The sequence below is a fragment of the Streptomyces yatensis genome (genome assembly GCF_018069625.1).
In the GTDB taxonomy this organism is placed as follows: domain Bacteria; phylum Actinomycetota; class Actinomycetes; order Streptomycetales; family Streptomycetaceae; genus Streptomyces; species Streptomyces yatensis.
The window spans coordinates 4,377,043-4,400,490 of sequence record NZ_CP072941.1 but is presented as its reverse complement, the minus strand read 5'-3'; the positions used below and the strand labels follow the sequence as shown (position 1 = coordinate 4,400,490).

The window sequence follows — 23,448 nt, the reverse complement described above, 5'->3', positions numbered from 1 at the left end:
CGGCGGGCTGACCGGCGGACCGCCAGCGTCACGAGAAGCGCGCGATCGCCGTCATCGTCGGCCGCAGGTTCCGCACCGCGGGCAGCCGCCGCATCAGGGGCGCCACCGCCCCGTAGTAGAAGCCGCGCCCGCGCGGCGCCGGCACCTCGCGTACGTCCGTGATCGCCGGATGCGCCGTCCGCACCTTCCGCAGCTCGCCCGCGTCCATGCCCCACGGCATGGACGGTGCGCGATAGCCCTGCGCGGTGCGCATCTCGCCGCGCATCGCCCGGGCGCTGAACCAGCGCGGCACCGCGTCGAAGACCAGCGCCCCGCCCCGGAACCGCTCGGCGCACCCCGCTATCAGGTCCTTCACCTCGGTCGGCCGCAGATACATCAGCAGCCCCTGCGCGGTGATCAGCACCCCGCGCGCCGGATCGACCTCGTCCCGCCAGGACAGGTCGAGCGCCGAGCGGGCGAGGGTGCGCCGCCGCTCCTCGTCCGGCAACAGCGCCCGCCGCACCTCGGCGGTCTCCGGCAGCTCCACGCACAGCCAGCGCGCCCGCCCGTTGTCCACCCGCCAGAACTGCGTCTCGAGACCCTCGGCGAGCGTGACCACCGTGCCGTCCGGATGCTCGTCGAGGAAGGCCCGTACGGCGGTGTCGAAGGTGCGGACGCGCAGCGCGTGGCCCTGCGCCAGCAGCGGGGCGGGCGCGCCGAAGGTCTCCTCGAAGGGGTAGTCGATGCGGTCGACCAGCTCCACGGCCTTGGGGTCGTCCAGCACGGTCCGGGCGCGGCGGGCCTCGGCGGCCCGCATGTAGAGGTTCCACAGCGAGGTCTCGGGCACCTCGCTCAGCTCGACGCGCCGACCGCCCGTGCCGTTCCCGTTCCCGTTGCCGTTCCCGCCGCCGTTCCCGTTCACGTTTCCGTCCCGGTTGCCGTCGGGTCCGGCGTCCGGTCCGGTGCCCGCTCCGGCGTCCGCCATGGCGTCGTCACTCCTCGCACATGCGTCTCTCGGCGTTTCCGCCACCCCTCCACCGCCATTCAACCTCACCCGATCCCCATCCGGAACGGCGAACGCCCCGGCCCCCGGATGATGCCGGGGCCGGGGCGTTCAGGAGGGACGGCGGTCGTTCAACCCGCCTCGGCCGGAACCGGGCCGATTGCCCGGCCCGCCCACTCGGGGGCCTTCTCCAGCAGGTCCGTCAGCCGCTCCTGTATCTCGTCGGGGAAGGGGATCGAGCGGCTCTCGTTCTGGTCGATGTGGAGCGCGAGCAGCTCGGTGGTGGCCACGGGGGCGCCGACCGGCTCGCCCACATGCATCTCGTGGGTGAACCGCACCTTCTTCTCGTCCACGCCGATGACGCGCGTACGGATGGTGAGTTCGGCCCCCTCCTCGACCTCGTTCAGATACCGGATGTGCGACTCCACGGTGTAGAGGGAGCAGCCGGTCTTGGCGCGGTAGGCGGAGTCCAGGCCGGTCTCCACCATCATCTCGTCGGTGCTGTGGCCGAAGACGAGGACGTAGAACGCCTCACTCATATGGCCGTTGTAGTCGATCCACTCGGGACGCACGGTCTGCCGGTAGTCGGGGAGCGTGGTGCTCACTTCTCGTCTCCCATGGTGCTGGGGGTATGTGGGATGGCATCCGTCCCCTCGGCGCGCTGCCGCGGCAGTCGGCCAGTCGCCCGCAGGACGTCGATGACGCCCTGATCCCGCTCCGCGACGAGCTGCGCGATGGTACGGCTGCCCGCCGCCTCGTCACAGCCGTCGACCATGGCCGCACGCAGCGTGTCGTCCAGCTCAGGCGCCTCGAGACGGGTCCACGGAGACTTCAACGAGGGTCCGAAGTGGTCGAGCATATGTCCCATGCCCCCTTCGCCGCCCGCCAGGGCGAACGTGAGGCAGGGACCCATGAACGCCCACCGCAGTCCGGGCCCCTCGGTGATCGAGTCGTCGATCTCCTTCACCGTGGCCTCACCGTTGGCGACCATGTGCAGCGCCTCCCGCCACAGCGCCTCCTGGAGCCGGTTGGCGATGAAGCCGGGCAGCTCGCGCTCCATGGTGATGACGGACTTGCCGGCCACCTTGTAGAAGCGGGAGGCCCACTCGACCGCCGCGGCGTCGGTCTTCTCCCCGCCGACGACCTCCACCAGCGGTATCAGATACGGCGGGTTGAAGGGGTGGCCGACCACGAGGCGGCCGGGGTCGGCGGCCTCGGTCTGCATATCGGTCATCGGATAGCCGGAGGTGGAGGACGCGATGACGACACCGGGCGGGGCCGCCGCGTCCAGCCGGGCCAGCAGCGACCGCTTGAGCTCCAGCTTCTCGGGGGCGCTCTCCTGGACGAACTGCGCGTCGGCCACCGCCTCCTCGACGGTCGCGGCCACGGTCAGCCGGTCGGGGGAGGCGCCGTCGGCGAGGCCGATCTGGGTCAGGGCGGGCCAGGCGGCGTCCACGAGACGGCGCAGCTTCTCCTCGGCGTCGGGGGCCGGGTCCCAGGCGGTGACGTCGTAGCCGCGCGCCAGGAAGTGGGCGACCCAGCCGCCGCCGATGACTCCGGCGCCGACGCAGGCGACGCGGCGTACCTCTTCGGGGGCGCAGGGGGATGAGGGCATGGCGGTCCTAAGGGTGTGAGGGGAGGGAAGGGAGGCAGAAGAGGCAGAGGAGAGAGATGAGGTGCTGGTGGGGGGGATTACGCGCGGGGTTTGAGGCCGAGCCGCTGCCGGGCCTCGTCCGGCGTGGCGACGTTCGCGCCCAGCAGCTCGGTGATCTGGACCGCGCGCTCGACGAGCTGGCCGTTGGTGGCCTTGACGCCCCGGCTGAGGTAGAGGTTGTCCTCAAGACCGACCCGTACGTTGCCGCCGAGCAGGATGGACTGCGCCACCCACGGCATCTGCATCCGGCCCAGCGCGAAGCTGGCCCACTGGGCGCCCTCGGGCAGCATGTTGACCATGGACTGGAGCACGCCCGGCTCGGCCGGGGCGCCCCACGGGATGCCCATGCAGAGCTGGAAGACGGTCGGGTCGTCCAGCAGCCCCTCGGCCAGCAGCTGCTTGGCGAACCACAGCTGCCCGGTGTCGAAGATCTCCAGCTCGGGGCGGACGCCCAGCTCCTGGATGCGCTTGGCGCCGGTGCGCAGCATGTCGGGGGTGGAGACGTAGAGGTTGCTGCCGTCGCCGAAGTTGAGCGAGCCGCAGTCCAGGGTGCAGATGTCGGGGAGCAGATCCTCGACGTGGGGGAGCCGGTCCAGGCCGCTGACCAGGTCGGTGCCGGGGAGGTGGGTGAGCGGGTGCTCCGGGTCGATGACCAGGTCGCCGCCCATGCCCGCGGTGAGGTTGATGACGACGTCGGTGCCGGTCTCCTTGACCCGCTCCACGACCTCGCGGTAGAGCCGCGGATCGCGGGCGGGGGCGCCGGTCTCGGGATCGCGCACGTGGATGTGGACCACGGCCGCCCCGGCCTCCGCGGCCTCGACGGCGGAGCGGGCTATCTGCTCGGGGGTGACGGGGACGTGGGGGCTGCGGCCCACAGTGTCACCGGCGCCGGTCAGAGCACAGGTGATGATGACGCTGTCGATCATGGGCATGGGCTTGTCTCCCTCTCTTACGGTGCGGAACAGCGCGGAGCTACGGTCCGGGCTGTCGGCCGTCCTACGGTCCGGGCTGGTCGGGCGGCCCGGCCTCATCGGCGCCGGAACGCCGTGCGGTCGGGCGTGCGGCCGATCGTGCGGACGGTCGTGTGGTCGTGCGTACGGTCAATTCGGAGTCCACGTACGCGTTGCAGGCGAGGTCCATGGCCTCGGCGGTCGTGCCGCCCTCTCCGGGCGCGGTGGCCAGCACCTGAATGGCGAGTCCATCGATCAGCGCGGTCAGGCGCAGCGCGCTGAACTCCGGGTCCACGGCGCGGAAGACCCCCTGCTCGATGCCGCGCCGGATCACCTCGGCCACGGTCTGCCGCCACTGCTGGTAGAAGTCGGCGTGCAGCCGCCCGATGGCCGTGGACCGCGCGGCCTCGGCCCACAGGTCCATCCACACCAGCCACTGCTGCCGCTGCCGCTCGGTGTACGGCGCCTGCAGCGCGATCAGCTGCCGCAGCTCCTCGCGCGCGTCGTCGGCCGTGGCGGTCCGGGCGGCGCGGCGCGCGGTGTCCTCGTCCATGCACCAGCGCACGGCGGCTTCGAGCAGCTCGGCGCGGCCCGGGAAGTGGTAGTGGATGGTGGCGGTGCTGGTGTCGCAGGCGGCGGCGATATCGGCGACGCGTACGGCGTGGAAGCCGCGCTCGGCGATGAGCCGCACCGTCTCCCGCACGATCTGCAGAGGCCGCCCGCTGTCGGGGAGTGCGGCCGGCGCGTGCGGCCGCGGCGCGTCGGCGGCGCCGCCGGTCGCCGCGGTGCCGAGCAGCCATCCGGCGTCCACGTTCCCGGCGTCGGCGATCCGCGCCAGCTCGCCCACGGTGAAGCGCCGGCTCCCGCTGAGGGAACGCGAGAGCTTGGACGGGTCCATCACGACCCGGCGGGCGAATTCGCGCTGGGTACAACCGGCTCTGCCGATCACCTCGCGCACGCGTTCCGCCACCTCGACCTGTTGCCGCATGGCCGACACGGTACGGACGCGTTGAGATAAGCGCAATGAATGTGGATGCCGAATGCCCGCTTCCTCCTTTAATCGGGGGGATTTTCACCCGGGCGTTGCGGTGTCGACTGACTGTTGAATCAGTTGAGATCGATTGCGTTCGAACACTTCCGACTATGCTCACGGGGCGTGAGAGCAGGAGAGATCGGGTGACATCGGGCGGGGACGACATGCGGCTGATCGCCGGCCGCTACCAGCTGGGCGACCGGCTCGGGCGCGGCGGCATGGGCACGGTCTGGCGCGCGTACGACCAGATGCTGGCGCGCGAGGTCGCCGCCAAGGAACTGCACGTCACGAGCGACCACCACGAGCACCACCGACGGCTGCGCCGCGCCCAGCGGGAGGCGCGCACCGTCGCCCGGCTGCGCCACCCCCACGTCGTCGGCGTCCATGACCTGGTCGAACACGATGACCGGCTCTGGATCGTGATGGAGCTGATCGACGGCCCCTCCCTCGCCCGCCGGATCGCCGACACCGGCCCCCTGCCGCCCCGCCACACCGCCGCCCTCGGCCTGCAACTGCTCGGCGCGCTGGAGGCCGTGCACGCCGCCGGGGCGCTGCACCGCGACATCAAGCCCGCCAACGTCCTGCTGCGCGGAGACGGCAGCGCCGTCCTCACCGACTTCGGCATCGCCGCCCTGGAGGACGACGAGTCGCTCACCACCACCGGCGAACTCCTCGGATCCATCGGCTACATGGCGCCCGAGCGGCTGACCGCGGAGGAGGTCGGCCCGCCGTCCGACCTGTGGTCGCTGGGCGCGACCCTGTCCGCGGTGGCCTCCGGCGTGCCGCCGTTCCAGCGCCCCACCGGGGCCGCCGCGCTGCACGCCGTCACCTTCGCGGATCCCGTCATCCCGGAACGCGTCGGCCCCCTGCGGCCCATCGTCCAGGCCCTGCTGAACAAGTCCCCGGCCCAGCGCCCCTCCGCCGCCACACTCCGGACCGCCCTGCAACGCGTCGCGGACGGCGCGGACGACCCGGGCCCGCTGCCCCCGGCCGCGCCCGCGGGGCCCGTACCCACGCCGGGGCCCGTCCGCACCCCGGGCGGCGACGCGGACACCTCCGCGTACCTGGCGGACACCCCCACGATGACCGCGCCCCCGACGACGGGCGCGACCTCCACCGCGGGCGCGCCCCACACCGCGACCGGGCCCCCCACCCTCGACCGCGACCCGACGCTGATCTCGTCCCAGCCCCAAACCGCCGACCTGGACCGGGACCCGACACTCCTCGCCCCGGCCGGGCCGCCACCCCCTCGGCCCCGTGGCCGGGCCCGGACATGGTGGTGGACGGCGGGCGCCACGCTCGCGGTGGCGGGCCTCGCCGCCGCGCTCTTCTTCGCCTTCGGCCCCCCGTCGGACGGCGACGGCGACGACGCATCGCCCCAGCCCGCCACCAGCACGACGAAGGTGACCGTGGACGCGACACGCGGCTGGCAGTCCGCGACGCCCACCCCGCTCCGCAAGGGCGACAAGGTGAGCGTCCGCTACACCTCCGGCACCTGGACGGTGGACACCGCCAACCTGCCTCTCGTCGGCCCGCTCGGCCACACCCGCGCCGACGACGAGTCCCTCCGCTTCGCCTGGCAGGACTGCAAGGTGGACTCCGACGCCACCTTCGGCGCCCTCCTGGGCCGCTACCCGGGAAACCCCGGGAACCCCCACACCGTCCGCCGCGCCTGGCACTTCCAGGCAACCCGCGAGGGCACCCTCCAGTTCCGCGTCAACGACGGCGAGGGCTGCCTCGACGACAACAGGGGCGCCATCACCGTCACCGTCCAGATCACCCACTGACCGGGCAACGGCACACCCACGGGACCCGATCCCGCGAAAAAATCCGGGTGCCCTGGGCAACTGGCAGCCCCCGCAGACGTATCCTCCCGGGCAGTCCGGCCGGTACGGGCCGGGAAACCAGCACGAACAGGGAACGTCACTTGCATACGGACACGGATACGGACACGGATACGGAGACGAGGAAGAAGCCGCTGTCACGGCGGCGTGTGCTGGCCCTGACGGGCGGGGCGCTGATAGCCGCGGGCTGCACACAGGGCGAAAAGCGCTCCGACGACAAGACCGGCCACACCTCCGGGGAAAGAGCGGCCGCGGACGGTCCGGCCGAGGGCCCGGACGGCGCGCTGGGAGCGAACTTCAACGAAGACCCCGACAGCGTGACCTTCCCAGAGTTGCGGGACCTCTCCGCGGGCTGGCTGCGGGGCTTCGTCCCCATGCCCGAGGTCACGTCGGACGCGTCCCAGCAGCGCGCCATCGAGATGCTCCTGGACGCCCACCACCAGGGCTACGGCACGGTCCTCTCGCTGAAGTTCCCGTACAACCACCGGGCGATCCCCCGACCGGACAGCTCGGCCATGACCGCGGAACTCGACCGGGTCGACCGGGTCCTGCACACCGTCCTCGACACCGTCGACGTCCTGGCCATCGGCAACGAGCCCTTCATCGAGAGCCTTCCGGAGGACCGCCGCTCGGGCGCGATGAACACGTTCTACGAGACGCTCGCGCAGCACGTCATCGCGTACCGGAAGAAGCACTTCCCCGCGCACTGCCGGACCCACCTCTACATGGGCGCGCTCAACTTCCTCGACCAGCCGGACAAGCGGACGGCCGCCACCGACCGCTGGCTGTCCTTCGCCCGCCGCACCCCGGAGATCGAGGGCGTCGACATCCACCCCCACGTCGCCGCACCGGAGCGGGTGCAGCCCTACCTCGACTACATCCTCCCCCGCCTCCGCGACGACCAGAAATTCCTCGTCACCGAGTTCTCCCTGGTCCAGCTCTGGAAGCAGCACCTGAGCGACACGATCCCCACCCGCTTCGCCCGCCGCTACCACCTTCCGACGAACACTCCGGTGTGGAAACTGATCAGGGACGCCATCGAGCACCCCGTCCCCGAACGGAAGTGGCACGACTTCCTCGCCATGAGCCCCTGGTTCGAGCGCAACAAGCACTTCCTGCGGGACCAGGTGGGCCACTTCCGCGACACCGGGCGCCTCGCCGTGGCGACGTACGGAGTCACCCAAGGCGCCGCCATGACAGAGAACTTCGGCCCCGACAAACAGCCCTGGCTCCTGAACAGCCTCTACGCCAACCGCACCGTCGAGCACCCCGCCGACGGCCCACCGGCCCACACCTACGGCTTCTTCGACGACTTCCGAGCCCTCCAACGACCACAGGACCGCCGCGGGTCCTAGGCCGGTCCTAGAACGCCGGAAGGGAATCCAGCCAGTCGACCAGCAGCCGGTTGATCTCCTCCGGGCGCTCCTGCTGGATCCAGTGGCCGCAGTCCTCCAGGATGTGCGAGCCGACGAGGCCGGGCAGCGTGGTCGGGTATGCCTTGATCGCGTCGCCCATCCAGGCGGTGGAGGCGTCCAGGGCGCCGCCGATGAAGAGCGACGGCTGGGTGATGGGCGCACCGTCGACGTCGGCCAGGTCCTCCCAGTCCCGGTCCATGTTGCGGTAGCGGTTCAGCGCCCCGCTCATTCCGGTGCGCTCGAACTCACCGGCGTAGACGTCGAGGTCCCGCTCGCTCAGCCAGGCGGGCAGGCGCCCGGCGGGGAAGCGCTCGCGCAGTGTCGCGCCGCGGGTGAGGAAGTGCGGGTCGGGCAGGTCGGGGCCGGGCATGGTGTCGCCGGACAGGGCGGCGTAGATTCCCGCGAGCCAGCCGCGGACATCCGGTTCGATCTCCGTCTCGGCCCGGCCCGGCTCCTGGAAGTAGGAGACGTAGAACTCCTCCTCCCCGCCCATCCCGGCGAAGACCTCACTGGGCCTGGGGCCGCCGCGCGGGGCGTACGGCACGCTCAGCATCCCGACCGCGCGAAACACGTCCGGCCGCAGCAGGGCGGAGTTGGCGGCGGTGGGCGAGCCCCAGTCGTGGCCGATCACCACGGCGGACTCCTCGCCGAGCGCCTCCACCACGGCGACGTTGTCCGCCACCAGCTCCCGCATCCGGTACGCGTCCACCGCGCCGGGCCGGGACGAGCGCCCGTAACCGCGCACATCGATGGCGGCCACCCGGTACCCGGCCGCGGCGAGCGCCGGCAGCTGGTGGCGCCATGAGTACCAGGACTCCGGGAAGCCGTGGACGAGCAGCACCAGGGGGCCGGTGCCCTGCTCCACGAGGTGGATCCGCCCGGCGGGGGAGGACACCAGACGGTGGGTGAGGTCGGGGGTGGGTGGCTGCGGCATGGTTCTCTCCCGGGGGCGTTCGGGCACGCACTCTGCGTGGCAGCGGCCGACGGTCTCTGCGTGGCGGCCGACGGTCCGATCCTGCCGTGACCTGGGCAGCACGGGCCATGCCTGTTGCCGGTTCGGCAAATCCGAGGTGGCCGTCGGGCGCGTCCGGTGGGCCAGGGGTGCGGAGTCAGGACGTCGCTCCCAGAATTGATCTCAGGGGGTTCTTCTCCTGGGAGGTGAGGGGCGTGGCGACCTACATCACGCTGCTGAACTGGACCGAGCAGGGAGTCCGTGCCTACAAGGACACCACGAAGCGCACCGAGGACTTCTCCGCGGCGCTGAACAAGCTCGGGGCGAGGCTCGTGGAGATCTACTGGACGGACGGGCCGTACGACCTCGTGTGCATCGTCGAGGCCCCCGACGACGAAACCGCCACCGCGGCGTCCTTGCAGCTCGGCGCGTTGGGCAATGTGCGCACCACCACACTGCGGGCCTTCGGGCAAGACGAGATGCGGGGCATCATCGCCAAGGCCGCGGGCTGAGGGGCGGTACGCGGGGGAGGGCCGACCCGCGGAGGGCCGACCCGCGGAGGGCCGACCCGAGGAGCGCCGACCTGGGGAGGGCCGACCCGCGGAGGGTCGGCCCCGTGGCTCACGTGAAGCGCGTCAGTCCTGGTGGACGACGTTAAATTCATGGTCGCGTTCGGCTGGTCGTATGCGGCCGATGGCCTGGCCCGGCTCGGAAGAGCCGGGCCAGGCCATCGAACCAACGACGGGTGGTGCTAGGTGATGTGGTGCTACGTGCGGTGGTGCTACTTCGTGGCCCGGCTGGACAGCTCCGTGCCGAAGGCGGCATCGGCCGCCGGGGAGCCGAGGTCGCCCGGCCCGATGAGTGCGGAGCCCTCGGCGGTGATCCCGTCGGCGCCCGCGTACAGGAGCGCCACCGCGCCCGCGCCCTCGGTCCGGTTCGGGACCCCGATGGCCAGGTCGGGCTTGCCGTCGCCGTTGTAGTCGGCCGCCGAGACGGCGGCACCGAACTTGTCGTTGCCCGCCATCTCGCCGGGGACGCCCTCGGTGTCGAGGGAGAACGTCTGCGCCCCCGTGTCGGTCAGCCAGTCCTTGGTGCCCTTGAGCACGGTGATGGCGCCCGCGTCGTTGTAGCCGCCAGGAGCCTCGGCGGCGGTGTCGCTGACGACGAGGTCGTCATTGCCGTCACCGTTGATGTCGGTGAGCTGGGAGGCGGTGCCGCTCTGCGCCGCGCCCTTCCAGTCCACCGGGTTCGCGGTGTCGAGGCCCTGGGCGGTGCCCGGGTACGTCCGCAGGCGCTGGTCGCCCGGACCGTCCTCGAAGCCGGTGTCCGTGACGACGTCGTCCTTGCCGTCGCCGTTGATGTCACCCACCACGGCCTGGTACGAGGCGAACGGCAGCGCCACGTCCTCGCCCAGCGACGTGCCCTTCAGCCCACCGGACGAACCGGGCAGCACGCCGAGCGTGCCCTCGTCGGCGGGGTCGTCCTGGTAGGCGACGGTGACCAGGTCGGCGAAGCCGTCCCCGTTGATGTCGCCCGAGGACAGATGCTCGATGCCCGCTCCGCCGCCGGGCGGGGTGACGCTGGACATCTTCGGGGTGGCCGTCTCGCGCAGGTTGGCCGCGCCGCTGACGATCTGGACCTTGGTGCCGTCGGAGATGGCGATGTCGTCGCGGCCGTCGTGGTTGTAGTCGCCCACGGCCATGGTGTCGCCGAACATCGCGTAGGCGGTGGCCTTCGGCGCGTGGAAGGCGATGGCGTCGCCGGACAGGCCGTCCTTCGAGCCGAAGACGACCGTCACGGAACCGGCCCGCTTGGCGTCGCCGATGGCCTCGTAGTTCGCGGCGACGATCAGATCGGTGTACCCGTCCCCGTCCACGTCACCGCGCACCACGGCCGAGCCGAAGTGGTCCCCGGCCTCCGGGGTGCCGGGCACCCCCGCGCTGGCCTGCGACAACGTACCGTGCCGACCGGTGTCCACGCCGCTCTGGGCCCCGTAGGTCACGCCCACGTAGCCCGCCTTGGACTTCCCGGAAACGGTGCCGTCCGGCGCGCCCACGCCGAGGTCGGCATATCCGTCGCCGTCGAAGTCGCCCGTGGTCTTTCCTGCCGCGGCAGCCCTGGGGGAGGGCTGGCTCCGGTCGGTCCCGTCACCGTTCGACACGACGGCCCCGGCCCCGGCGGCCACAGCGGCGGTGACGACGGCGCCGACCGCCACACCCACCACACCTCGGGTTCTATTGCGCACAAATCCTCCATCAGTAACGCATTGGTCGCCCTGGAGCCCCGACTGCCATCTGTCTCCCCCGGCGGCCGGAACGGAAGGGTCGCCTAAGTAGAGTTGTCTGAAAGCTGAACGGTTGCCCAACCAGAGAAGAACGAGACCGGGCCGTGATCTCCACCCGGCCAGCTCAACTCCCTTGCGACGTACGAAACTTGTCGCGTCGTTGTGGTCGAAGACGGCGCCGCCCGGTGAGCGAGTGCGCGTCAGCGCGGTACGCCGAGGCCGTCGAGGACGATTCCCACGGCCCGGTCGACGCCTCCGTCCTCGCCGGGGGTCGCCACATGGGCCAGGGCGCGCAGCAGTACGGATACGTCGTCGGCGGTGGCGTCCGGTCGGGCGGCCCCGGCGGTCTGGGCGCGTTCGAGTGCCGACCTGAGGGCTCCGCGGAAGGCGTCGACTGCCGCGGTGACCGGCTGGGACAGGCCGTCGCCGTCGTCGCTGTGGGGAGGCAGCAGATCCAGCAGGGTCATCTTGACGGCTCCGGTCGACACGAGGGTCCGCATCAAGGAGGCGAACGCCCTGCCGGGGTCCGTGTCATCGGCGAGCCGGCGGGCCTCGTCGGTCAGCTTCTCGAGGTAGCGCACGGCGGTGGCCTCGATCAGGTCCTGCTTGGTGGGGAAGTGCCGGAACACCGTGGCGATGCTGACCTGGGCCTGCCGGGCGATCTCCTCCGTGGAACCCGCTGCCCCGCTCGCGGCGAACACCTGCTCGGCGGCGAGCAGAACGCGCTCCTTGTTGGCGGCCCCGTCTCGGCGCATGCCGATTCCTCCTTGCGATCCGTAGTGAAGACTACGTATGATCCGTAGTCGCGACTTCGCTTAAGGATATGTCCTCGCGGCGCGCCTTGGCGCGGCCCTTGCATGCCGGGAAACGGCTCCGTGGCGGCTCCGTGGCGCGCTCACACGAAAATGAAGGGGTACGGCCCATGTCCGTAGTGGACGAAAACACCACGGTGGTGATCGTGGGATCGGGAGTCGCCGGGCTCGCCCTCGGCAACTTCCTGCTGCGCGGCGGGATCGACTGCGTCGTCCTGGAAAAGCGCAGCCGTACGTACGTCGAGCAGCGGCAGCGGGCCGGCGTCATCGACCACCGCGCGGCACGCATGTTCAGACAGTGGGGACTCGAGGACAGGGTACTCGACGGCGTCCCCTTCGAGCCGGTGCTGAACTTCCGGATCGACGGCCAGACGCGCCCGTACACATACCTGACCGGCGACGGCGACGGACGCTTCTGCCCCCAGCAGGTGCTCGTTCGCCACCTCATCGACGTGTTCGTCAGCGACGGCGGAGACCTCCGGTTCGACGCCGACGACGTCTCGCTGGAGAGCGTTTCCGGCGACGAACGGCCCCTCGTGCGCTACCGGGACCGCGCCGGCACGACACGGACGATCAGCTGCGACTTCATCGCCGGCTGCGACGGCGACCGCGGTGTCAGCCGCGCGACCATCCCCAGCGGCCATCTCACCCGCTACGCGCACGACTACGGGTACGCATGGCTGACCGTCCTGGCCGAGGTTCCCGCCAACCACCAGTCCATGATGGCGATCCATTCCCGCGGCTTCGCCGGCCAGTTCGCGCGCGGCCCCGAGGCGAGCCGCTTCTACCTCCAGTGCCCGCTGGACAGTTCCACCGCGGAGTGGACGGACGAGCGCATCTGGGAAGAGATCGAGACCCGCTTCGGCGAACCCGTGAAGACACGGGGCGAAATCTCCAGCAAGCAGCTGGTGCCGCTGCGCAGCGTGGTCCACGACCCGATGAGCCACGGCCGGCTGTATCTGCTCGGAGACGCCGCCCACATCGTGCCTCCCATGAGTGCGAAGGGAATGAACCTGGCCCTCCACGACGCCGACGTGTTCGCGAAGGCCGTCATCCGCCAGGTCGAGGAGCAGGACGCGAGCCTGCTCGACACCTACTCGTCGACCTGCCTGCGGCACGTGTGGAACTACCAGGCGTTCGCGGCATGGTTCACCGACCTGATGCACGACTCCGGAGACGCCTCCTACCAGGGCGAGTTCCGGCGCCGGATCGCCCGGGCGGAGTTCGACCGCCTCTACGCGTCCGCATCGGCGAACCGCCTGTTCAGCGAATTCCTCACCGGGCTGAACTAGGACCGTCCGGGACGCGCTTGGCCATGTGCATGTGCCAGTTGGTGATCCAGGTGCGCCCCTCGTCGACGGAGAACGCCTGCTCCCAGTGCGCGGTGGTCTCGGTGACCTCCGACCAGACGAAGCGGACCTTCACCTCGCGTCCGAGGTGTTCGTCGTCGCCGTGGAAGACGCCTGTGCCGTCCGGCTCGAAACGGCCGGTCACAGGCGGGAAGAGGGTGCCGGTGCGCTTGCTCGCCCAGTACAGGGACCATGCGTCGGCGGCGGGGTCGTACAGCCGCAGGGTCAGTCCGGCGAAGCCCTTCGTCGGGAACTCGATCTCATCGAAGCTGGCCCGCCCGTCGAAGTGCGCGGAGGCGCGGGTGAGACCCGGGAACTCCTCCCAGCGGTCTTCGCCCTCGGTGGGGTCGAGGAAGTCCTTGCGCCAACGGTTGACGACGTCGTACGTGCCGGTGAAGAAGCCGAAGCCGGTGCTGTTGTCCATGCGCCGGAGGCTAGGCCCAGTCCACTGACGACAACTGTCAGTGGACCTGGGTAGATTTCCCCGGCATGCGCGCCGGCAGACTCCTCTCCCTCCTTCTCCTGCTGCAGAACCGCGGCCGGATGACCGCCGCCGAACTCGCGGCGGAGCTCGAGGTGTCCGTCCGTACGGTCTACCGGGACGTGGAATCGCTGACCGCGGCCGGCGTCCCGGTCTACGGAGAGCCGGGCCACGACGGTGGTTACGCGCTCGTCGACGGCTACCGCACCCGCTTGACCGGGCTCACCGCCGATGAGGCCGAGGCATTGTTCCTGGCCGGGTTGCCGGGGCCCGCGGCCGATCTGGGTCTCGGCTCGGTGCTGACCGCGGCCGAGCTCAAACTGGAGGCCGCCCTGCCGGCCGAGCTGCGGCGCCAGGCGCGACGCATCCGCGAGCGGTTTCACCTCGACGCGCCCGGGTGGTACCGAGAGGCGGACGATGCCCCGCATCTGCCCGCGGTCGCGGCGGCGGTATGGCAGCGGCGGGCGGTCCACGTGCGCTACCGGCGCTGGTACGCCCCGGAGATCGTGGAGCGGCGGCTCGAACCGTACGGGATCGTGCTCAAGGCGGGCCGCTGGTACGTGGTGGCGCACGCCGGCGGCGACGCCCCCCGCACCTACCGGATCAGCCAGATCCTGGACCTCCGGCCTCTCGACGAGGAGTTCGTGCCACCGGCGGACTTCGACCTGGCGTCGTACTGGCGGGCGCACACGGCGCGGTTGCAGGGATCGCTCTGGCAGGGGCGGGCGGAGATCCGGATCTCCCCGGCCGGGGCCGAGCGGCTGCGGGAAATCGGGGTGCCGGCGGTGATCGACGCCGTCGAGGCGGGTGAGGAAGAGCACCCCGGCGGCTGGCGCCGCGCGCTCATCCCGATCGAGAGTCTGGCCCATGCGGAGGGCGAGTTGCTCAGGCTGGGCGCGCATGTGGAGGTGGTGAGCCCGCCTGAGCTGCGGGAACGGATCGCGGCGACGGCATTGGCACTGGCGGCGCGCTACGGCTGACGGGGCGTTGAGGCCGGAGCGGATCTCACCGGAGCCGCGGCGGGGACGGGCGACCAGGCCGCCCTCCCCCGTCCTCGCGCGCCCGCGCGAACACCACGAACGCGCGGCAAGGCCCTGCTCACGCTCTTCGGGGCGGAGCACTCGCTCGGAGGCATCCCCGGTACGAGGTCACCGAGACGACGGACGAGAGCCCCCCGTGCGCGTCGCAGAAAGCCCCGTGCGCGCTGGACTCACTGCTCAGCTCGGGCAGGCGGAGCGCAGCGCGGCCCAGGTGTATGTGCCCACGACGCCATCGACCGAGATTCCTCCGTGGCAGATGCTGTTGTACTCCTTCTGGAAGCGGAGAACCGCGTTGTAGGTGATGCTTCCGAAGATGCCGTCCACCTGTCCCGCACTGAGGAATCCGCGGTGGTAGAGCTGGCACTGCACCTCGATCACCCTGTTTCCGGTGTCACCGGACTCGGTGATGGCTGTGCCGCTGTAGTACGTCCTGGAGCAGCTGTAGGACTGCACGGCGGCGGAACTGGCCGAGGCGACGTCGGCGGCCATGGCCGAATCGGCGATGGTGATCGACAAGCTGGTCAGGGTGAGCGCCGCGGCCGAGGCAACGACAGCCTTGCGTATGAGCATCGGTGAGTACCTTTCGTCGGGTGACGTACACGGGCGACTCACGGCTTTGGGGGCCCGTGGTCGGAATCACTGTTGTTGGGTGGCGTGGTGCTTCACCAGCCGAGAGGAACAACCGGAGATGTCCCGGGACCTCCCGGACGGTCACCTGCGATCTCGTCGCGGTCCTGAGGTGATCCTGGGACATCCACGTCCAGCCACTGGATGTCCGGATCCGGCGCCTGGAAGGGGGACAGCAGCGGCGAAAGCGCTCCACGATCAGCCGGACGGGAGGAGACTCGGTCCGGGCTCCGGGCTCCGGGCTCCGGGCTCCGGGCTCCGGGCTCCGGGCTCCGGGCTCCGGGCTCCGGGCTCCGGGCTCCGGGACCCGGGACCCGGGACCCGTGGGTCAGGGACCCATGGGTCAGGGACCCATGGGTCAGGGCCGGGCCCGAGGAGCGGTGCTGCGAAGGGGGAGCGTAGTGAGATGGAGAGCACTGCCCCCGTCACTCGACTCGAACGGGCGGCGGTTCGTAGGGCAGCTGCGACTGTTGAAGGACCGCAGCGGCCTCAGCTTGGTTTCCCTCCAGACGAAGACTCCCTTCAGCGGTTCGTCGTGGGAGCGCTACCTCAATGGCAAAGTCCTGCCTCCCGAGGCGGCCGTCGAAGCTCTGGCCAGGATCGCCGGCGAGGATGCCGGACCCTTGCTTGAGTTGCGGGACGCCGCGGAAAGGACCTGGAACACGGCCTCGGACGCTGGCGCCATGGCCGGAAGCGATCCGGCGCACGATGCGCCGGATTCCGAGGTGCCACGCATACGCGTCGTGGCGTTGTCCGCGGCCGCGGGCGGGCTTCTGCTGTCCGCGGTCGTTTCCGTACTGCTGGTCATGGACGCTCAGCATCCCAAGGCCGGGGGCAGACAAGGGACCGCTGCCACGGTCGGGAAGTACACCTGCACTTACACCCGGCGTGACGACCTGGTGTTCGCCGGGAACAGCGCGGCCATGTCCCATCGGGTCATGCTCAACAGCACGGGCCCCGACGCGGCCGAGGTGCAGTGTCTCCTCCTGCGCCACAAGCTGTCCCCGGGGGACATCGACGGATACTTCGGACCGCATACGGAAGCGCAGGTCAAGCGGCTCCAGCGGCAGGACCATGTCCCCACCGATGGCGTCGTGGGGGAGCAGACGTGGGCGCTTCTGCGCCACGTGGAGTGAATACCCGGTCGTGACAAGGAAGAGGGCTCGGCGCGTGGAGAACTCGCGGAGGACGTCTCGCTGGCGCGAACTGCCCCTGACCCTGCCCGCCGAATGCGCGAAGTTGGTCACCGGCCTGCGGGAGCTGAAGGCCCGCAGCGGCCTGAACTTGGCCGAGTTGGCGGAAGCGACAGCGATCAGCAAGTCGTCCTGGGAGCGGTATCTCAACGGGAAGCAGTTCCCACCACGCCACGCGGTCGCAGCCTTGTGCCGGGTGGTGCGGGAGACGGAGGTGCGGGAGACGGAGGTGGGGGAGACGGGGGAGGGGGAGACCGGGATGGGGGAGACCGACTCCGGAATCCTGGCCGGGTGGGCTCTGGCGGATGCGGCCTGGAGCGGCCGCGAGCACGGCATCGCGGCCGACCACGTCCGCTCGTCCCCCGCTACTGAGCATTCCGCTACGGTCAGGCCCGACGACCCGGCCCCGCGCCGGTGCCCCGGGCCGTTGCACCGAGCGCTCCTTGCGGCGTCCGTCTTCATCACCAGACGGCCTCGAACCGCCACGGCCGGCGTCCTGCTCGCCTGTGCGGCAATGATCACGCCCGCCGCCATCTACCACATGTCGCACGGGGTCACCCGTGCATCACGCGCCCGCCCGCCTGTCTGCCGACTGGGGTCCTGCGAAGGCCGCAACCCTCGTACCACGGCCTGCGAGGACCCCATCACCGTGGCATCGCACACGGCCGCTGACGGCACCCGACTCGAAATACGCCTCAGTCCGAGCTGTCAGGCGGGCTGGATCCGCGCCCGGCCCGCGCACAAAGGCTTCCGCATCGAGATCACCGGACCGGGAGGGCACCGCCAGAGCGCTGTGGTGACCACTTTGCCGTCGGACCAGGGCCCGGTCACCACTGCCATGATCTCCGCGGCTCATCCCTCACGCCTTCGCGCTTGCTATTACCCGTCAGCTCATCAACCCGGCAGGGAATGCTTCGACGGCGCCGATGCCCCGACGTGAGGGGGTGCGGCCGCAAGCCCCACAACCGTGGCTCGGGGCGCGGGCCCCTGGATCCGCCCCTTGCGGTACTCGCCGGGAGAGACTCCATAGGTCTTCTTGAAGACCCTGCCGAACACCGCGTCATCCTGAAATCCCCATCGGGCGCGGATCTCCCCGACCGTCCGGCCGGCATGGGACGCGTCCGCCAGATCGGCGCGACAGCGTTCCAACCGCTCTTGGCGGATGAACCCACGGACCGTTCGCTGATCCTGCTGGAAGAGATGTTGCAGGTACCGCAGGGAGATGTGATGCTCGGCAGCGATCAGGGCGGGAGACAGGCGCGGCTCGTTCAGGTGCTGAAGGACAAACCTCTTGATCTCCTTCATGAGTTCCGTCTTCGGCGAGGAGGAAATCATCTCCCGCCGCTCCACCATGCTGGTGAGAAACATTGCCGAGAGGTCTATGACGGCCGATCCGAGGCGCCCGACCGGCGCCGATTCCAGCATCGCGCACTCGTCGGCGACTCCTTCCAGGAACCGCGCCAGAACCACGCCGGGCCCGTTCCTCAGCGGCACCGGCCCCCGCGTCAGGTTCCGCGACGCACATGAGGGAATGGGGACGGCACTACGAGGTAATTGCACAACTACCGCCTGTTCCGGATTCTCGCGGCCGAGCAGCGACAGGTCGAGCGGCTGGGTCTCCTCCCGCAGAACAAAAGCGGTGGCTGTCTGATGAGTTCCTTCTCGGCCCTGGAACGGCGACGGCTCCTGATGGAACGAGAGCACGATGAGCCAGTTACCCGGGTTGGGCTGGAGGAACGTGCGGTAATCCTCTTCCCTGGTCGGCGCTAGGGGCTTCATCACCGAAATACGCACCTGGCCAAGGTCCAGCACCCTTATGCCGCGGGAATCCACACAGGTGTCGTACGTTTTCAAAACCGTAAGTGCCTTTCGTGCAAGCGAGGGACTTCAGACTGCGCCGGGGCGGCGAGCCCGCTCACGGCGTGGGCTCACGTTCGCCACCCGTGCGAAGCGCTTCCCTCTACACTCTTGACACCTCGGGCCGGCTCAGGAAGGGATCAGGCGTCCCATGGGACATCCTGAGACGCCACACGGTCCGGGGCCCACCACAAGACGGGACATACGGGGGGAAATGGCATGGGGGCGGCGGACACCGACGCAGCGAGGGGGTTACCTCATGACGGCGCTCTTGCCCTGGCTTCCCCGGCCGGACGGCAACTGGCGGCCGAACTGCGGCGGATCAAACAGACGTCGGGGCTGAGCTTCGCCCGGCTGGAGAGCCGGACCCACTACAGCAAGGCGTCGCTCGAGCGTTACGTCAACGGAAAGCTGTTTCCCGGGCGCGACGCGGTCGAGGACATCGCGCAGGCGTGCGGCGCCGACCCCGGGCCACTGCTGAAATTCTGGGACGATGCCCTGAATGCGGCCATAGAGATGCGGGAAGCCACCCCACCTCGCGAGACCGCGACGGATACGGAACCATCCGTGCCCGCCGGTGAGCCAACTCGTCAGCCGCACGGCCCGTTCCGCGACCGGCGAAAGGTGATTCTGCTCGCTGGACTGGGAATGGTCATCGCGTTATCCGCGGTCCTGGTCTTTCCATGGTTCAGCCGGCCGACCGCTCCCAAGCCCCCGACGTCCGGTTGCCGCGACTACTCCGTGGACATCCATGTGTACACGACCGGAAAAGTCTGCTGGAAATCGGCCAGTGCCACGGTGAACGGGTACGTGGAGAACCCGGAGAGCACCGGGAAAGCCACGGCTCAGCTCTGTGTCTCCAATCATCCGGATGTCTGCTCGCAGATCATCGATCTCGCCTCCGCGGCGCCGGGCAAGGGCGTGCGCTACCACCGGACGGTCCATCTTCCCGCCGGTCACGGTGTGTGGGTCCGTGCCTGCGCCAAGGGTCTCTGTACGCAATGGGACTAGAGCCACACCTCCTCAGTCGCCCCGCAGGGCCGGCCAGGTGTCCTCACCCACTATGCCGTCGACGTGCAGATGGTGATTCTGCTGGAATTGCCTGACCGCCAGTCGCGTGTCGTCCTCGAAATCCCCGTCGACGCCGTACGGGCCGATGTCGTATCCGCGGGCCTTCAGAATGCACTGCACCTCACGAACGCGGTCTCCCCTGTCGCGGTACTTCGTGAGGGCGGTCCCCGAGTAGTAGCGGCACGAGGTCCATGGCCGTGGTTTCGAGGACTTGCCCGACGGCTTCGGAGCGACGGTGATGACCTTGGTCGGCTGCGGCTGGGGTTTCGGCTCACCGGCCGGGCGGGTGGGCGCCGTATCCCCTCCGCTGCCACTGGGCGGCTTCGCCGCAGGAGGCGTCTGGGGCGGCGGAGACGATGTGCTCGGCGTGGGGTGCTTCTTGGGCCGGTGCGTCGGAGTGGGCGTATGCGAGACGGTGGGCGACGCCTCACGGACCCCGGTGTGCGAGCCCTTCGGCCGCGCCTCCTGCGAAGTCCCGTTCCCCGGGACGACGAAGGCGACCACGACCGCGACCACCGCCACGGCGAGCGCGACCGCTCCCAGGACCATCGCCCGCCGGCCCTTCCGGCGACCGGTCTCCTTGACCGTACGCTGAGGAGCGCCGCGCCGAAGGACCGTCAACTGGTCCATGGGCGACACAGCGGCCGACCGGCCGCTCCACCCCGCCCGCGACGCGATCAACTCCGCGACTGGATCCGGCCATTCTGCGGCCGGATCACGGTCGCGAGCGATCTCGGCCACCCGCTCCGGGGAAGGCCGGGCGGCAGGGTCCTTGTCCAGGCAATGGCGTATGAGTTCGGCGAGCTTCGGGGCGCTCTCCGCCACCCGGTCGACGACATCCGTGCTCGGTGGTTCGTAGATCACCCGGTGGATGACGCCGCCGGTCGATCCTTCGCCGAACGGCGCCTGGCCGGTGGCCGCGAGTGCCAGGACCGAGCCGAGCGAGAAGACATCCGACGCGGAGTCCACGGCGCGGCCGCCCGCCTGCTCGGGTGACATGTATGCCGGGGTGCCGACGTGCTGGCCGGTCATGGTGAGCGCACTGGCATCGGCGGTGTGGACCACCCCGAAGTCGATGACCCGCGCGCCGTCCGTGCCCAGCAGGACGTTGGACGGCTTGAGATCGCGGTGCACGATCCCGGCGGCGCCGATGGTGGCGAGCGCCTGCCCGATCTCGGCCGCCAGCCGCCACACGACGGACGCGGGCAGCGGGCCGTGGCGGCGCACCGCCTCGTCCAGGCTGAGGCCCGGGACGTACGCGGTCGCCATCCACAGGTGCTCGTCCTCGTCGAACCCCGACCCGAGCAACTCGGCGGTGTACCGGCCGTGGACCCGCCGCACGGCTTCGACCTCGCGATCGAACCGGCGGCGGAACCGGGCGTCCTCGGCGTACTCCGGCCGGATCACCTTGACGGCCACCAGGTCCCGGGCCGTGTACGCGGCCGACTGCGACTCGTCCGCGGCCACGGCCCGCCCGAGGAACAGCCGCCCCATCCCTCCGCCGCCCAGCCGGGCCAGCACCCGGTAGGGCCCGATCGTCACCGGGTCCGCCCGGCGCAGCGGCTCGGCCCCGAGCCGTTCGAGGTCGGCGGGGCTCAGCTCTCCGGTCCAGGGATGGGCCGGGTCGGTCTCAGGCATGGGAGTTTCCTTATGGAGTTCCTGCTGTGACGCCCTCGGGCCACGATCAGCGGTGGCTGCCGCCGGCCTCGGAGATGTTCTTCAGGACCGTGTCGAACTTCCGCTGGAACTCGTCCAGAGACTGCCTGATCTTGTTCAGGTCCGCCTGGGCGCTGCTCCAGGAGGACCTGAACTGGGAGGCGTACGGGCCACTCCAGTGGCTGGGGTCGCTCAGGACATTCCCGGCCGCGGAGAGCTGGGTGATGGAGTGCTGGAAGCCGCCGTGAATGATGTTGAGGAATTTGGTGCTTGCGGCGTGTGCGGCGCTGTCGACTGAGATCTTGTCATCGGACATGGTGTTTCTCCTGTTTTTGACTCGGTCCCGGAGGCTTTTGATGAGCCCGGCCGGGGCTACGGCTACCTGGGCGGGGTCTTGGCCCCGGAGGTTTCGCTGAGGGTGAATTTGTCCATCAGATCCTCAATGGTGGGGAGAATTTTTTCCTTGGAATTCGGCTTACTTGCGTAGTATTGCAACGGATTCTCAAGGACCGTCGTGAGGGTTTGGCTGTCGATCTCGGGGTCGCCGGTGAACTCGACCTTGCTGCCGTCCTGGTGGTGGACGAGACCCCGTGAGATGAGCGTACTGACAGAAAGAGTGAGTCCTCCCACCGCGATCCTGTCGTTGATCAAGGAGGTGTTTTCGTACCGTCCCGTGGGCAGCAGCTTGTTGAGCACCAGATCCAGGGGATTGTGCTTGGACACCAGACGCTTGGCGGCCATCATGGCGGCCTTGTAGGCGATAGTCGCAACGAGCCCTTCCGGTGAAGCGGGCCCCACCACCTTGAAAAGCACCTGGATGAAAATTTTGTCGACCACGAGCTTTATCAGTGAGTTCTTCGCGTTCAGATCGACCTTCTCGATCGCCGCCATGAATGGCCGGAGTTCCTGGCCGGCGAGCCCCCCGAGCCCTATGGCCCACTGGCGAAGATCATTCGCTTCGAGTTTCTCCGGCGGTGTGATGCTGTGTCTCACGCCTGCCGAGTAGAAGAGGGTCAGCCCAGGCAGTAGTTGGTTCAGGTCGGTTTTGTGCAGTGCCGGTGCATCAGGTGCGAAAAGCGCCTGGGAGACCTTCCCCATCAGGGCGTGGGCCTGCGGTTGACCGCCGATGTTCTCCATCGCCGTCGTGAGTACGCCGAGAAGGGTGCTCCGCAGCGGGGGGTTGAGGGAAGCCTCGCCATGGATCAGATGCCTGATCTGCCCAGCGGTCAGGGAGTTGGCGAAGTTCACGGACGCCGTCGGGTTGCTCGCGAGCGCATTGAGCAAGGCGATCTGCCGCTCGGCGGTGATGTGGTAGTGCTCCGGCGAGTTGTCTCTGCCGGCGAGTCGGCTGAGCGCTTCGACGACATGGGCGGTCGTCGCCTCGCTCAGCATGCCGCTGGCGTAAGCGCTCACAAACGGTTGCGTGTCGGTCGACTGTGCCAGAAACTCCTCGAGTTCGCGCGGCTCCAGCGCGTTGAAGAAGCCCGCACAGAAGAAGGGATCGTTGGCATGCTTGGCTAGCTCGCGTTGGCGCTCTTTGGTGTTCATCGGGCTGTGGGCAAGCGCCGCTCCCGCATTGATCTGCCCTTGATGCGCGGCCTCTTTCTGAAGTTGCTTGAAAGCCTTGTCGATGGCCTTGTTGTTGGAGAAGATCGGCTGGTTCCGCCCCCGTACGAGAAAGCCTCCGGCTCGCAGGAACGCCAGGCCCACGGTCTTCACATCCCGGTCGGTGTAGTACGCGGCCGCCACGTGCCTGGCGACGTTCGCGTCGATGGCCCCGGAGAAGCAGGGCCCGCCGCCGTTCTCATAGGCCAGAAGAGCGGGCGTCAGCACCTTGCGCACCCAGGTCTGAAGCTGCTCGGCGCCTTGGGTGCAGACATCGGAATACCTCGAGAGGTTCTCCGGAATCGCGGAGACTCTGGTCATGTCGCCTTCACACCTAATGCTTGTTCTTCTCGGCCTTTTCGGCGGCATGCGCTGCTGTGGTCGCACTGGCCACTTGCGACTGGAGTTTGAGGGCCGCTTCCTTGAGCGCGGCGAGCGCCGTCTGTTGGCCCCGGAAGTCGGATTGGAATACATCGCGTCGCGCGCCCTGCCAGCTTTCGCTGTGGCGGCCGCCGAGGAGAGCCTTGCACTGGCCCTCGCGGAGCTGAATGAACGATTCGAGCCTGCCGACGAGCTGGAACAACTGCTGACTGAGCCGATCAGCGGCGGCGAAATCGTACTTCGGTGGCATCGGTCAGTTCCC

General features: G+C 69.6%; 23 protein-coding genes and 1 pseudogene. 9 read left to right on the top strand and 15 right to left on the bottom strand.

The window, feature by feature from the left end; genetic code table 11:
* Positions 1 to 28 precede the first annotated feature (28 nt).
* The 5 genes from J8403_RS18095 to J8403_RS18075 form a co-directional block, all read right to left on the bottom strand.
* The gene (locus J8403_RS18095; RefSeq protein ID WP_246585888.1) at positions 29 to 964 is read right to left on the bottom strand and encodes a class I SAM-dependent methyltransferase; all 936 of its coding nucleotides are present in this window, start codon (positions 962 to 964) and stop codon (positions 29 to 31) included.
* Between the two features lie 149 nt (positions 965 to 1,113).
* Complete coding sequence (locus tag J8403_RS18090) at positions 1,114 to 1,587, bottom strand: thioesterase family protein (protein WP_211124108.1); 474 nt, start codon at positions 1,585 to 1,587, stop codon at positions 1,114 to 1,116.
* Entirely contained in the window at positions 1,584 to 2,597 is a 1,014-nt protein-coding gene (locus J8403_RS18085) for a 3-hydroxyacyl-CoA dehydrogenase NAD-binding domain-containing protein (protein WP_211124107.1), read from the bottom strand. The genes J8403_RS18090 and J8403_RS18085 overlap by 4 nt, the downstream gene beginning before the upstream one ends.
* Before the next feature lie 77 nt (positions 2,598 to 2,674).
* Entirely contained in the window at positions 2,675 to 3,568 is an 894-nt protein-coding gene (locus tag J8403_RS18080; protein WP_211124106.1) for a beta-keto acid cleavage family enzyme, read from the bottom strand.
* 64 nt (positions 3,569 to 3,632) lie between these two features.
* The gene (locus J8403_RS18075; protein ID WP_211124105.1) at positions 3,633 to 4,574 is read right to left on the bottom strand and encodes a TetR/AcrR family transcriptional regulator; all 942 of its coding nucleotides are present in this window, start codon (positions 4,572 to 4,574) and stop codon (positions 3,633 to 3,635) included.
* 188 nt (positions 4,575 to 4,762) lie between these two features.
* On the opposite strand from J8403_RS18075, the gene J8403_RS18070 reads away from it, so the two are divergent.
* Positions 4,763 to 6,406: a serine/threonine-protein kinase gene (locus J8403_RS18070; protein ID WP_211124104.1), complete on the top strand. Its 1,644-nt coding sequence runs from the start codon at positions 4,763 to 4,765 to the stop codon at positions 6,404 to 6,406.
* Between the two features lie 140 nt (positions 6,407 to 6,546).
* Positions 6,547 to 7,818 (top strand): hypothetical protein, encoded by a 1,272-nt coding sequence (locus J8403_RS18065; protein WP_246585887.1) that lies wholly within the window; start codon positions 6,547 to 6,549, stop codon positions 7,816 to 7,818.
* Between the two features lie 7 nt (positions 7,819 to 7,825).
* Here J8403_RS18065 and J8403_RS18060 read toward each other — a convergent pair whose 3' ends face one another.
* Complete coding sequence (locus tag J8403_RS18060; RefSeq protein WP_211124103.1) at positions 7,826 to 8,812, bottom strand: alpha/beta fold hydrolase; 987 nt, start codon at positions 8,810 to 8,812, stop codon at positions 7,826 to 7,828.
* Positions 8,813 to 9,045: 233 nt separating this feature from the next.
* On the opposite strand from J8403_RS18060, the gene J8403_RS18055 reads away from it, so the two are divergent.
* On the top strand, positions 9,046 to 9,342 hold the full coding sequence (locus tag J8403_RS18055) for a GYD domain-containing protein (RefSeq protein ID WP_211124102.1): 297 nt from the start codon (positions 9,046 to 9,048) through the stop codon (positions 9,340 to 9,342).
* A 269-nt stretch (positions 9,343 to 9,611) separates the two neighbouring features.
* Here J8403_RS18055 and J8403_RS18050 read toward each other — a convergent pair whose 3' ends face one another.
* Together J8403_RS18050 and J8403_RS18045 are read right to left on the bottom strand one after the other, a co-directional pair.
* The gene (locus J8403_RS18050) at positions 9,612 to 11,075 is read right to left on the bottom strand and encodes an FG-GAP and VCBS repeat-containing protein (RefSeq protein ID WP_211124101.1); all 1,464 of its coding nucleotides are present in this window, start codon (positions 11,073 to 11,075) and stop codon (positions 9,612 to 9,614) included.
* Positions 11,076 to 11,314: 239 nt separating this feature from the next.
* On the bottom strand, positions 11,315 to 11,869 hold the full coding sequence (locus tag J8403_RS18045) for a TetR/AcrR family transcriptional regulator (RefSeq protein ID WP_211124100.1): 555 nt from the start codon (positions 11,867 to 11,869) through the stop codon (positions 11,315 to 11,317).
* 167 nt (positions 11,870 to 12,036) lie between these two features.
* On the opposite strand from J8403_RS18045, the gene J8403_RS18040 reads away from it, so the two are divergent.
* On the top strand, positions 12,037 to 13,218 hold the full coding sequence (locus J8403_RS18040; RefSeq protein WP_211124099.1) for a 4-hydroxybenzoate 3-monooxygenase: 1,182 nt from the start codon (positions 12,037 to 12,039) through the stop codon (positions 13,216 to 13,218).
* Here J8403_RS18040 and J8403_RS18035 read toward each other — a convergent pair.
* Positions 13,202 to 13,699: a hypothetical protein gene (locus J8403_RS18035; protein WP_211124098.1), complete on the bottom strand. Its 498-nt coding sequence runs from the start codon at positions 13,697 to 13,699 to the stop codon at positions 13,202 to 13,204. The genes J8403_RS18040 and J8403_RS18035 overlap by 17 nt on opposite strands.
* A 65-nt stretch (positions 13,700 to 13,764) precedes the next feature.
* Between J8403_RS18035 and J8403_RS18030 the strand changes: the two genes are divergently transcribed.
* A complete protein-coding gene (locus J8403_RS18030) occupies positions 13,765 to 14,736 on the top strand; it encodes a helix-turn-helix transcriptional regulator (RefSeq protein WP_211124097.1) in 972 nt (323 codons plus the stop codon).
* A gap of 237 nt (positions 14,737 to 14,973) precedes the next feature.
* On the opposite strand, the gene J8403_RS18025 is transcribed toward J8403_RS18030, so the two are convergent.
* The gene (locus tag J8403_RS18025) at positions 14,974 to 15,366 is read right to left on the bottom strand and encodes a peptidoglycan-binding domain-containing protein (RefSeq protein ID WP_211124096.1); all 393 of its coding nucleotides are present in this window, start codon (positions 15,364 to 15,366) and stop codon (positions 14,974 to 14,976) included.
* Positions 15,367 to 15,761: 395 nt separating this feature from the next.
* Here J8403_RS18025 and J8403_RS44745 point away from each other — a divergent pair.
* From J8403_RS44745 to J8403_RS18015, 3 genes and pseudogenes are all read left to right on the top strand, one after another.
* Positions 15,762 to 16,028, top strand: a pseudogene (locus J8403_RS44745) (helix-turn-helix domain-containing protein); the annotation flags it as partial.
* A 78-nt stretch (positions 16,029 to 16,106) separates the two neighbouring features.
* Positions 16,107 to 16,559 (top strand): peptidoglycan-binding domain-containing protein, encoded by a 453-nt coding sequence (locus tag J8403_RS43690; protein WP_246585886.1) that lies wholly within the window; start codon positions 16,107 to 16,109, stop codon positions 16,557 to 16,559.
* The gene (locus J8403_RS18015) at positions 16,498 to 17,556 is read left to right on the top strand and encodes a helix-turn-helix domain-containing protein (RefSeq protein WP_343245304.1); all 1,059 of its coding nucleotides are present in this window, start codon (positions 16,498 to 16,500) and stop codon (positions 17,554 to 17,556) included. The genes J8403_RS43690 and J8403_RS18015 overlap by 62 nt, the downstream gene beginning before the upstream one ends.
* On the opposite strand, the gene J8403_RS18010 is transcribed toward J8403_RS18015, so the two are convergent.
* A complete protein-coding gene (locus J8403_RS18010; protein WP_211124093.1) occupies positions 17,511 to 18,470 on the bottom strand; it encodes a helix-turn-helix domain-containing protein in 960 nt (319 codons plus the stop codon). The genes J8403_RS18015 and J8403_RS18010 overlap by 46 nt on opposite strands.
* Positions 18,471 to 18,692: 222 nt before the next feature.
* Between J8403_RS18010 and J8403_RS18005 the strand changes: the two genes are divergently transcribed.
* Positions 18,693 to 19,484, top strand: coding sequence for a helix-turn-helix domain-containing protein (locus J8403_RS18005; protein WP_211124092.1), 792 nt, complete (start codon positions 18,693 to 18,695; stop codon positions 19,482 to 19,484).
* A 12-nt stretch (positions 19,485 to 19,496) separates the two neighbouring features.
* Here the strand turns inward: J8403_RS18005 and J8403_RS18000 are convergent, their stop codons facing one another.
* The 4 genes from J8403_RS18000 to J8403_RS17985 form a co-directional block, all read right to left on the bottom strand.
* A complete protein-coding gene (locus tag J8403_RS18000; RefSeq protein ID WP_211124091.1) occupies positions 19,497 to 21,182 on the bottom strand; it encodes a serine/threonine-protein kinase in 1,686 nt (561 codons plus the stop codon).
* Positions 21,183 to 21,228: 46 nt separating this feature from the next.
* Entirely contained in the window at positions 21,229 to 21,516 is a 288-nt protein-coding gene (locus J8403_RS17995; protein WP_211124090.1) for a hypothetical protein, read from the bottom strand.
* 62 nt (positions 21,517 to 21,578) lie between these two features.
* The gene (locus J8403_RS17990; protein ID WP_211124089.1) at positions 21,579 to 23,126 is read right to left on the bottom strand and encodes a hypothetical protein; all 1,548 of its coding nucleotides are present in this window, start codon (positions 23,124 to 23,126) and stop codon (positions 21,579 to 21,581) included.
* Positions 23,127 to 23,139: 13 nt separating this feature from the next.
* On the bottom strand, positions 23,140 to 23,436 hold the full coding sequence (locus tag J8403_RS17985) for a hypothetical protein (RefSeq protein ID WP_211124088.1): 297 nt from the start codon (positions 23,434 to 23,436) through the stop codon (positions 23,140 to 23,142).
* Positions 23,437 to 23,448: the final 12 nt, after the last annotated feature.